We start from the raw sequence: 10,308 nt of genomic DNA on the forward strand, positions 1-10,308 counted from the left end.
GAGGAAGGCGCGCCGGGCTTGCAGGTGAGGGAGGTTCGCCCAGCGCTGTTGTGCGTTGGGCGCGGTGACAGAGCGAGATCGCCCGCTCGTCCGGGGATCGGCATCGGCTTGCATTCGTGGTGGTGTCATGGTGCAAGCGGCCGACCCGGCCACATCAGACTGACGCCATGCCCGACCTGCTTCTCGAACTCCGCTCCGAAGAGATCCCCGCGCGCATGCAGCGCAAGGCGGCAGGCGATCTGAAGGCGCTCGTTACCGGTGGGCTCGTCGCCGCAGGCCTCACGTACGAGGCAGCACGCGAGTATTGGACGCCGCGCCGCCTGACGCTCGACATCCGCGGCGTCGACGCCCGGTCCAAGGACCTGCGCGAAGAGCGCAAGGGTCCGCGGACGGACGCGCCGGCGAAGGCCGTCGAAGGCTTCCTGCGCGGTGCCGGCCTGACCTCGGTCGCCGAGGCCGAGGTCCGTTCCGATCCGAAGAAGGGCGACTTCTACGTTGCGGTCATCGAAACGCCCGGCCGGCCGGCGGAGGACATCGTCGCGGCGCTGATGCCCGAGATCATCCGGGACTTCCCCTGGCCGAAGTCGATGCGCTGGGGCAAGGCGTCGCGCGAGCCGGGGTCGCTGCGCTGGGTGCGTCCGTTGCAGTCGATCCTCTGCACCTTCGGTCCGGAGACGTCCGAGCCGGTGGTCGTCGAGTTCGAGGTGGAGGGCATCCGCTCCGGCAACCTCACCTACGGCCACCGCTTCCATGCGCCGGAGCCGATCCGGGTGCGGCGCTTCGACGACTACGTCACGGCGCTCGAGCGGGCGCGGGTCGTGCTCGACGCCGATCGGCGCAAGGAGATCATCCGGCATGACGCCGAGAACCTCGCCTTCGCGCGCGGGCTCGAGGTGGTGCCGGACGAGGGGCTGCTGGAGGAGGTCTCAGGCCTCGTCGAGTGGCCGGTCGCGCTGGCCGGCACGTTCGAGTCGGACTTCCTGGCGATCCCGCCGGAGGTCGTGCAGCTGACCATCCGGACCAACCAGAAGTGCTTCGTCACCCGGCCTCAGGGCAGTGCAGGCGGCAAGCTGTCCGATATCTTCATCCTCGTCGCGAACATCGATGCGGTCGATGGCGGGGCCGAGATTGCACGCGGCAACGGCAAGGTGGTGCGCGCCCGGCTCTCCGACGCGCTCTACTTCTGGCAGACCGACCAGGGCGACCTGCCCGATCTCGATGGCCTGCGGGCCGCGGCGGACCGGCTTGGTCTCGACCTCGCCAGGCCGCTCGACCAGCGCATGGCCAAGCTCGACGCGCTCGGCGTCACCTTCCACGCCAAGCTCGGCACGCAGGGCCAGCGGGTCGAGCGCATCGCCGCGCTCGCCGACACGCTGGCCGCGAGCCTCTGGCCGAAGGGCACGACCCTCGACGGCGCACCGGTGTCGAAGGCGGAGCTGCAGGTGCTGGTGCGACGCGCGGCGCTTCTCGCCAAGGCCGACCTCACCACCGAGGCGGTCGGCGAGTTCCCCGAGCTGCAGGGCGTCATGGGTCGCTACTATGCGGCGCTGCAGGGCGAGCATCCCTCGGTGCAGACCGCGATCGCCGAGCACTACAAGCCGCTCGGCCCGACCGACACGGTGCCGACCGACCCGGTCGCGCTTTGCGTGGCGCTCGCCGACAAGCTCGACACGCTGGTCGGCTTCTGGGCGATCGACGAGAAGCCGACGGGCTCCAAGGATCCGTATGCGCTGCGCCGCGCCGCGCTCGGCGTGATCCGCATTCTCGTCGACAACGGGCTGCGGCTCGGGCTCGGTGCGCTGGTGCCGGCGGGCGATCTCGTCGCCTTTTTCCACGATCGACTGAAGGTGCAGCTGCGCGACGCCGGCGCCCGGCACGACCTGGTGGACGCGGTGCTCGCCCCCTCGGACGGCGATGATCTTCTCGACATCACTCGCCGGATCGAGGCGCTGGGCGCCTTCCTGGCGACGGAAGACGGGGCCAACCTCCTCGCCGGCTATCGCCGCGCCGCCAACATCCTCGCCGCCGAGGAGAAGAAGGGCACGCATGTCGCGCCGCAGGTCGATCTCGCGCTCCTCGTCGAACCCGAGGAGAAGGCCCTCGCCGGCGCCATCGACCGGGCCGAGCTCGAACTCGACGAGGCCCTGGCGACCGAGACCTATGCTCACGCCATGGCAGCGCTCGCGCAACTGCGCCTGCCGGTGGACGCCTTCTTCGAGCGGATCCTCGTCAACGCCGAGGACGAGGCGGTGCGGGCCAACCGCCTGGCGCTGTTGCAGCGGATCCGCGCGCTGACGTTGCGTGTTGCCGATTTCGCACGAATCACCGGCTGAACCACGCCACGTTTTTCTACCGCCCGGCCGGTTTCGGGCGCCGGAGCTGACCTCAGGCTTGCGCACCCGCCGGAAATGTCCCGGCAGGCGCGGGACATGCGCAAAAACTCCTAAGAAATCGCCTCTTTGAAATAATTCGTGATGCGGCTGCCTGGAACCTGCCCCAAACGTGCGGCAGAAGAGCCACAGCCGCTTGGGACGGACTGGACACCCGACCCGCTGAATTGAACGTTAGAGCGACTTCGAGGGGACACAGCGAATGCCGAAGATGCGCGCCGCTTTTGCGGCAGCCATGAAGCTTGCCTGCGCCATCGTTGCCATCACCGTCGTCAGCCATGCCACGGCTTCGGCGACGGGTTACAACAAGCCTTGGGAGAAGGATGACCGGGCCCTGGTCATCGATGCCTACGAGTTCAATCCGATCGACTGGAAGGAACTCACCTCTGACAAGCGCATCGCCGGCTTCATCAACAAGGCGTCCGACGGCCTGCCCCCCGAGTGGAACTGCAGCGGCAAAAGCGGCGACGAGGCGCTGCTCTGCAAGAACCGCTGGTGGAAGTATTCGGTCACCAAGGAACTCTACATGACCCGCCGGGCGATGGCGAAGACGCTCGGCTTGAAGTGGGGCGCCTACCATCTCGGCCGCCCTGGCAATCCGCGCGAGCAGGCCGATCACTTCGTCGATTTCGCCGAGCCGGAAGCCGACGACCTCATCGCCCTCGACATCGAGGACAACACCGATGAGTGGATGTCGCTCAAGGACGCCGAGATCTTCGCCCAGCAGGTGAAGATCCGCATCGGCCGCTATCCGGTCCTCTACACCAACGGCTCCACCGCCAAGTGGGTCGCCGAGCACAAGGACGAGTATCCGCTGCTGTCGCGCCTGCCGCTCTGGTACGCGCGCTACCGCGAGGACATCACGGGGCTGTTTCCGGAGGACAACTGGCCGAGCTACGCGCTGTGGCAGTTCTCCTCGATGCACAACTGCTCCGAGAAGCAGTGCCCGTACCGGGTGAAGGGTGCCAAGGCCGACATCGACGTCAATGTCTCCTCCTTCGACGTTGCCGGTCTGCAGAAGGCCTGGCCCTTTGACGGCCTGCTGCCGCCGCAGGACGACGATGCGGGCTCGATGCTGATGGCCGCGCTCGACGATACGGCGCAGTCGACGATGCGCAAGGTCGCCAGCATCGCCACCGAGGTCGGGGATCTGGTCAAGGGCGAGGAGGGCCAGCGCCTTCTCACCGCCGCGGCCGAGCCGGCGAAGACCGCACCGGCACCCGGCGTGGGCGAGGGCATGCTCGCCGCCTACGGGCCGGCGACCCGCCATGCGACGGTCGATCCGCTGAAGCTGATCACCGAGACGGCGATGCGCGAACGGCAGGCCGGGGACTGGAAGGCCGAAGGCGCGCCTGCGGCGAAGGCGACCACGCCCCGTGCCGCGGCGCCGGTGCCGGCGCCGGCCGCGCGCGCCGCGAGCAACGCCGAAGTGAACGCGATGCTGCCCGCACTGGGCGACCTCAAGGATGAGATGAGCCAGGTGCGCCGCGTGGTCGAGGACGCGCACAAGCCTGCAACGCCTCCCGCCGCCGCTGCCGAGGACAAGCGCGCCGACCTCCAGGGCAATGCGCTGGTCGCCCGGAAGCTGAGCCCCGTGCAGAAGTCGAAGGTCCTGAAGCTGCTCCTCGCCGCGCAGTCGAAGGACGCGCAACAGCGGCTGGTGCCGGCGAGCTTCGACGGCGCGTCGGACCTGTCCGGACGCGGCCCGCGCGTCGCGATGCCGGCCGGCCCGGTGCTGGCCGAACTTTCCTTCGCGGAGCGGCGTGTCTCGCGCGCCTTCGACACGACTCGCTGACGTCTGCCTTAAGGCGCGAAGTCTGCAAAAGCCCGGCCCGTGCCGGGCTTTCTGCTGTCTGGAGCTCCGCTGTCCGATCGGCGCTGGCAGGAGCGGCGCTGGACTACCCCAGTCGCTGCGAAAACTTTTTTATCAGGCGAGGGAACCAGCGCCTCGCCTGACGGTTCATGTCTGGACTGAACGACGTGATGTCGTGAGGGAGGTACGGTGAAGCTGGTTCTTGCGGTCATCCTCATTGTGGTGGCCATCGCCGCGATCTGGTTTTTCGTGGTGCGCAGTTCCGGAGATCCGAACGACCTTCCTGCCGGTGCCGGGACTGCTGAAACGGCATCCCCAGGCCGGTTGACTGGTCCGGCGACCCCCGCGCCCGCCCAGTAGTCTTTGGAACCCCCGTCCGGCCCCCTCCGGACGAATTAAGGGCAGCGGCCATCCCCCCTCGGGCCGCTGCCCTTTTTCTATGCGCGGTCACGCCCTATGGATTGGCGATGAACACCCGCACCCTTCCCGCTTCGGATCCACAAAGTCTTGCCGAAGCGGCTGCATGCCTCGCGGCGGGCGGGCTTGTGGCCGTACCCACCGAAACGGTCTACGGCCTCGCCGCCGATGCGGCGAACGGAGAGGCGGTGGCGCGCATCTTCGAGGCGAAGGGCCGGCCGCGCTTCAATCCGCTGATCAGCCATGTCGCGGCGACCGAGGATGCGCAGGCGCTTGTTACACTCGACGCGGCCGCGCTTGCGCTGGCTGAGCGGTTCTGGCCGGGCCCGCTGACGATCGTTGCACCGGCGCGCCCGGATGCGCGCGTCCACCCGCTCGTCTCCGGCGGTCTGCCGACGCTCGCCGTGCGGATGCCGCAAGGCGTCGCGCGCGATCTGGTCGCCCGGCTCGGGCGCCCGCTCGCGGCGCCGAGCGCCAACCGGTCGGGCCGGGTCAGCCCCACCACGGCCGAGCACGTGTCGCGAAGCCTCGGCGGCCGGATCGACCTGATCCTCGATGGCGGGCCGACCGCCTTCGGACTGGAGTCCACGGTGATCGCGCTGGAGCCGGCCGCCGTGCGCCTGCTGCGACCGGGCGCCATCTCGGCGGATGACCTGGCGCAGGCTTCGGGCCTTCCCGTGCTGCGCCCCGAGCCCGGTGCGGCGCTCCAGTCACCGGGCCAGATGAGATCCCACTATGCGCCGCAAGGACGGGTGCGGCTCGAGGCGGGACATGTCGAGCCGGGCGAACTGCTGATCACCTTCGGGCGCTATCGGCCCGAAGGCGTCGAGGATGCTGCGGAGATCGTCGATCTCAGCCCGGCAGGCGATCTTCGGGAAGCCGCGGCGAACCTGTTCGCGGTGCTGAACGAAGCAGACCGAGGGGACATCGAACGGATCGCGGTCGCGCCGATCCCGCGCCAGGGACTTGGCGAGGCGATCAACGATCGCCTGCGCCGCGCCGCTGCGCCGCGCGACTGAAGAGGCGAGGGAGGACCTTTCATGGCCGAAGCTCTGTCGGATGCGCTTCTGCAGCGCTTTGCGGCGATCGTCGGGCCGGCGAACGCGCTGACCGACGAGGCGCTGAAGGCGCCGTTCCTCAGCGAGCCGCGCGACCTCTTCCGCGGCCGGACGCGGCTGGTGCTGCGTCCGGGCTCGCGTGAAGAGGTCTCCGCCATCCTGCGTCTTGCGAGCGAGACGCGAACGCCTGTCGTGCCACAGGGCGGCAACACGGGCCTCGTCGGCGGCCAGCAGCCGCGGTCGGACGCGGAGATCGTCGTCTCGCTCGCCCGCATGAACCGGATCCTCGACGTCGACCCGCTCGGCCGCACGATGATGGTCGAGGCCGGCGCGGTGCTGGCCACGGTCCAGGCCGCGGCGGACGAGGCCGATTGCCTGTTCCCGCTGTCGCTCGGCTCGGAGGGGTCCTGCCAGATCGGCGGCAACCTCGCTTCGAACGCCGGCGGCATCGGCGTCCTTGCCTATGGCAACGCCCGTGCCTTGTGTCTCGGCATCGAGGCGGTGCTGGCGTCCGGCGAGGTGTTCCACGGTCTCGGCCGGCTCAGGAAGGACAATCGCGGCTACGACCTGCGCGACCTGTTCGTCGGCTCCGAAGGCACGCTCGGCATCATCACCGCCGCGGTGCTGCGTCTCTTCCCCAAGCCGGCGGGCCGCGAGGTCGCCTTCGTCGGTCTTGCCGATCCCGAGGCTGCGCTCGATCTTCTGAAGGCGGCGCAAGCGAGGGCCGGCACCCAGCTGACAGCCTTTGAACTCATGGGCCGCACGGCCATGGAGTTCACCCTGCGCCACACCGAGGGCGCGCGCGATCTGATGACCCAGCCGCACGCCTGGTACGTGATGATCGAAATCTCGTCCGGCCGCTCCGCCGAGGACGCGCGCGAGATGCTGGAGACGATCCTTTCCGAGGCGTTCGAGGCGGGCGGCGTCGAGGATGCCGTGGTCGCGCAGTCGCTCGCCGACGCCAAGCGCTTCTGGCGGATGCGCGAGGACATGAGCTGGGCGCAGAAGCCGGAGGGAGGCTCGATCAAGCACGACGTCGCCGTGCCGGTGGCGCGCGTGCCGGAGTTCCTGAGGGCGGCGGACGCGGCGGTGCTGAAGGCTGTGCCGGGTGCGCGGATCGTCGCCTTCGGCCATCTCGGCGACGGCAACATCCATTACAACATTTCGCAGCCCGTCGGGGCCGACAAGGCCGCCTTCCTGGACCGCTGGAGCGAGGTCAACGCGATCGTCCACGGCATCGTCGCCGACCTGGATGGCACCTTCTCGGCCGAGCACGGGATCGGCCAGTTGAAGCGCGACGAACTCGCCCGCACCAAGGATCGCGTCGAGATGGAAATGATGCGCGGGATCAAGCAGGTGCTCGACCCTTACTGTATTCTGAATCCGGGCAAAGTTGTCTGAAAAGTTTATCAGATATTGGTCTCGGTAACCGTAAAAATGGTGACCTTCACTTAACCGAACTTCTTAGCGCGCCTGCAAGGCGTGCGCCCGTAGCTTCTCATCAACAAGGCCGGGACACATCGGCCACGAGAAGACCGCTAAGCGGCTCTCAGGAGAGGCATGAGGCGTCACATGAACACTGCACCCAGCACCCTTCCGGCGGCGGTCCGGCCCCTGTGGGCAAACCTGCCGGTCCGGCTCGACCCGTCCGCCAGCCACCGCAAGCAGGTGTTCGAGGCCGTCGAGGGCGACGAGACCGTGAGCTACCGCGTCGACCACCGCGGCGCCGTGATCCGCCGCAAGCTCGAGCGCAGCGGCGTGCCGATCTCGATCGCGCTGTCGCCCCGCGCCTTCCGCGGCGTCGCGGCCCGGGCGATGGAAGACGAGGCCGGCGAGGTCACCGTCACCCTGGAACTCTACCACGACGATGCGCAGCTGTCCGTGCCGCTGCTCGTCGCCACCGACCTCTTCGACGTCGCTGCCGATTGGCGCGAGTGGGCCGATCTCTTCGGCCTGCCGATGCTGATGGTCGAGGCGGACGGCACCGTCACCTCGCTGGAAGACACCATCGGCCAGCTGCGCAAGGGCGAGCCCGCGCCACGTCGTCACGCCGGCCACAAGAACCGCCGCCCGCGCTTCCTGGCGCGCCGCAAGCCGGGCCTCGGCATCCACATGAAGATCAGCGGCGAGGAGATCATCGCCCGGAACTGATCTTGGGCGGGTGTGCGGTCGGCCGCGGCCGGCCGGACCCTCAGGGCGCGACCGGCACCGAGAGCTGCCACAGCGCCGAGAAGATCAGGCCGAAGAACAGGATCCAGCCGAACAGGCTGTTCGACTTGAACAGCCTGAGGCACTGGTCGGCATCGTCGATGTCGAGCACGCGCAGCTGCCAGACCATCTGGACCGCGCCGAGCGCCAGGCCGAGATAGGCCGGCCAGGAGGGGCCGACCCCGTCGCTGCCCGTCGCGAGGTAGGCGAGGGTGAACAGCGCGATTGCCCCGAGATAGAGGACCGCCAGCGCAGCCCGGGTGTGCCGCCCGAACAGCCGCGCGGTCGAGCGCACGCCGACGAGCGCGTCGTCCTCCTTGTCCTGATGGGCGTAGATCGTGTCGTAGCCGATCGTCCACAGGATGCTGCCCGCATAGAGCAGGAGCGGCGCCGTGGCGAGCGAGCCCCAGTAGCCGGCCCAGCCCATCAGGGCACCCCAGGAAAAGGCGAGGCCAAGTCCGAGTTGCGGCCAATCCGTCACCCGCTTCAGGAACGGGTAGATGGCGACGACCGCGAGCGAGGCGGTGCCGAGCAGGATCGCGAACAGGTTGAACTGGACGAGCACGGTAAGGCCGACCAGCGCCTGCAGCATGAGGAAGACCTTCGCCTGCCGGCGGGTCACCCGGCCGGAGGGCAGGGGGCGCGAGCGGGTTCGCGCCACCCTCGCGTCGTAGTCCTCGTCTACGAGGTCGTTGTAGGTGCAGCCGGCGCCGCGCATGGCGATCGCGCCGAGGAGAAACAGGAAGAGGTGCCAGAGGCTCGGCAGGCCGGTGAGGAGCGCGGTCGGCGCCAGCGCCTGGGGCGCGAGCGCGGCCGACCACCAGCACGGCCACATCAGGAGCTGCCAGCCGATCGGTCGGTCCCACCGTGCCAGCTGCGCATAGGGCCACAAGCGTCGCGGCAGGGCACGGTAGACCCAGTTGTGCGAGGGCGCATCGGCGACGCGCCCCGAGTCGGCCAAGAGCCCGTCATGCAGATTCGCCATGCCGCGACAGTGCCGAGTTTGCCACAGTGGTCAAGTGAATTTCCGGGCGCTGTCACGCCGCTGCACTTGACCATGCGGGCTGGCTGCCCGTATCCGCGCGTGTCCGAGCGACCTCGGTCAAAAAAAGGTTAGGATCTCTTCGGCGTGGCGATCGACGTTCTTCTCATCGGTGCGGGCGGCCGCGAGCACGCACTCGCGTGGAAGCTTGCGCAGTCGCCGGACCTCGGCCGCCTCTATGCCGCGCCCGGCAATCCGGGCATTGCCGAACACGCCGAACTCGTCGGGCTCGATCCGGCCGACCAGCAGGCCGTCGTCCGCTTCTGCAAGGACAGAGCCATCGGGCTCGTCGTCGTCGGGCCTGAGGTGCCGCTGGTCGCCGGCCTCGCCGACCGGCTGGAAGCCGAGGCTGTGCCGGTGTTCGGCCCTTCGGCGGCGGCTGCGCGGCTGGAAGGCTCGAAGGCCTTCACCAAGGACCTGTGCCGGGCGAACGGCATCCCGACCGCCCGCTACCACCGCTTCACCGACGCGGCGTCGGCGCGCGCGCTGATCGAGCGCGAGGGCGCTCCGATCGTCGTCAAGGCCGACGGACTGGCGGCCGGCAAGGGCGTCACCGTCGCGCAGACGGCGCAGGAGGCCCTGCAGGCGATCGACGCCTGCTTCGAAGGCGCGGGCGAGGGCGTCGAGATCGTCGTCGAGGCGTGCTTGGAGGGCGAAGAGGCCAGCGTCTTCTGCCTGTGCGACGGCGAGCGTGCGCTGCTTCTCGGCACCGCGCAGGACCACAAGCGCGCCTTCGACCGCGACCGCGGCCCCAACACCGGCGGCATGGGCGCCTATTCGCCGGCCCACATCCTCGACGCGCGCATGACCGAGCGGGTGATGCGCGAGATCGTCCGCCCGACGATGGACGCGATGCGCGCCGCCGGGACGCCGTTCAAGGGCATCCTCTATGCCGGGATCATGCTCACCGAGACCGGGCCGCAGTTGATCGAGTACAATGTCCGCTTCGGCGACCCGGAGTGCCAGGTGCTGATGCCGCGGCTGAAGAGCGATCTCCTGCCGATGCTCCTGGCCGCCGCGAAGGGCGACGTGTCGGCCGTCGCGCCCGAATGGACCGACGACGCGGCGCTGACGGTGGTGATGGCGGCGAAGGGCTATCCCGGCGCCTACGCGACCGGCACTTTGATCGCCCTGCCGCAGGTCGAGCCGGGCGCCATGATCTTTCAGGCCGGCACGCGGCGGGAGGGCGAGGCGCTGACCGCCCACGGCGGGCGCGTCCTCAACGTCACCGCGACCGGGCGCACGGTGAAGGACGCTGCGCAGCGCGCCTATCGTCTCGTCGAGAAGGTCGACTGGGCCGACGGGTTCTGGCGCTCGGACATCGGCCATCGCGCCATCATGCGCGAGCAGGACTGATCCACGACCTTAGTCGCGCGCAAA

The 10,308-nt window shown here is 69.1% G+C and carries 8 protein-coding genes; 7 read left to right on the forward strand and 1 reads right to left on the reverse strand.

What is annotated here, in order from left to right; genetic code table 11:
- The first annotated feature begins 167 nt into the window (after positions 1-167).
- The 6 genes from glyS (at position 168) to NPA30_RS00700 (ending at position 7,829) form a co-directional block, all read left to right on the forward strand.
- On the forward strand, positions 168-2,333 hold the full coding sequence (gene glyS / locus NPA30_RS00675) for a glycine--tRNA ligase subunit beta (protein WP_256800399.1): 2,166 nt from the start codon (positions 168-170) through the stop codon (positions 2,331-2,333).
- A 259-nt stretch (positions 2,334-2,592) separates the two neighbouring features.
- The gene (locus tag NPA30_RS00680) at positions 2,593-4,185 is read left to right on the forward strand and encodes a glycoside hydrolase family 25 protein (protein WP_256800400.1); all 1,593 of its coding nucleotides are present in this window, start codon (positions 2,593-2,595) and stop codon (positions 4,183-4,185) included.
- Between the two features lie 207 nt (positions 4,186-4,392).
- Positions 4,393-4,563, forward strand: coding sequence for a hypothetical protein (locus NPA30_RS00685; RefSeq protein ID WP_256800401.1), 171 nt, complete (start codon positions 4,393-4,395; stop codon positions 4,561-4,563).
- 107 nt (positions 4,564-4,670) lie between these two features.
- A complete protein-coding gene (locus tag NPA30_RS00690) occupies positions 4,671-5,639 on the forward strand; it encodes an L-threonylcarbamoyladenylate synthase (RefSeq protein ID WP_256800402.1) in 969 nt (322 codons plus the stop codon).
- A gap of 21 nt (positions 5,640-5,660) precedes the next feature.
- Positions 5,661-7,079, forward strand: coding sequence for an FAD-binding oxidoreductase (locus tag NPA30_RS00695; protein ID WP_372338719.1), 1,419 nt, complete (start codon positions 5,661-5,663; stop codon positions 7,077-7,079).
- A gap of 171 nt (positions 7,080-7,250) precedes the next feature.
- Positions 7,251-7,829 (forward strand): DUF6101 family protein, encoded by a 579-nt coding sequence (locus NPA30_RS00700; protein ID WP_256800404.1) that lies wholly within the window; start codon positions 7,251-7,253, stop codon positions 7,827-7,829.
- A 40-nt stretch (positions 7,830-7,869) separates the two neighbouring features.
- On the opposite strand, the gene ubiA is transcribed toward NPA30_RS00700, so the two are convergent.
- Positions 7,870-8,871, reverse strand: a complete 1,002-nt coding sequence (gene ubiA / locus NPA30_RS00705) for a 4-hydroxybenzoate octaprenyltransferase (RefSeq protein ID WP_256800405.1) — start codon at positions 8,869-8,871, stop codon at positions 7,870-7,872.
- Between the two features lie 150 nt (positions 8,872-9,021).
- Between ubiA and purD the strand changes: the two genes are divergently transcribed.
- Positions 9,022-10,284 carry a phosphoribosylamine--glycine ligase gene (purD, locus tag NPA30_RS00710; RefSeq protein WP_256801518.1) on the forward strand — a complete coding sequence of 421 codons (1,263 nt, stop codon included), beginning with the start codon at positions 9,022-9,024 and terminating at the stop codon, positions 10,282-10,284.
- Positions 10,285-10,308 lie beyond the last annotated feature (24 nt).

The organism is Mangrovibrevibacter kandeliae (genome assembly GCF_024519155.1).
Lineage (GTDB): Bacteria > Pseudomonadota > Alphaproteobacteria > Rhizobiales > Rhizobiaceae > Mangrovibrevibacter > Mangrovibrevibacter kandeliae.

Coding starts and splice junctions, on each gene's coding strand:
- ubiA (WP_256800405.1), bottom strand. CDS start 8,871: ATGGCGAATCTGCATGACGGGCTCTTGGCCGACTCGGGGCGCGTCGCC.
- NPA30_RS00700 (WP_256800404.1), top strand. CDS start 7,251: ATGAACACTGCACCCAGCACCCTTCCGGCGGCGGTCCGGCCCCTGTGG.
- glyS (WP_256800399.1), top strand. CDS start 168: ATGCCCGACCTGCTTCTCGAACTCCGCTCCGAAGAGATCCCCGCGCGC.
- NPA30_RS00680 (WP_256800400.1), top strand. CDS start 2,593: ATGCCGAAGATGCGCGCCGCTTTTGCGGCAGCCATGAAGCTTGCCTGC.
- NPA30_RS00690 (WP_256800402.1), top strand. CDS start 4,671: ATGAACACCCGCACCCTTCCCGCTTCGGATCCACAAAGTCTTGCCGAA.
- NPA30_RS00695 (WP_372338719.1), top strand. CDS start 5,661: ATGGCCGAAGCTCTGTCGGATGCGCTTCTGCAGCGCTTTGCGGCGATC.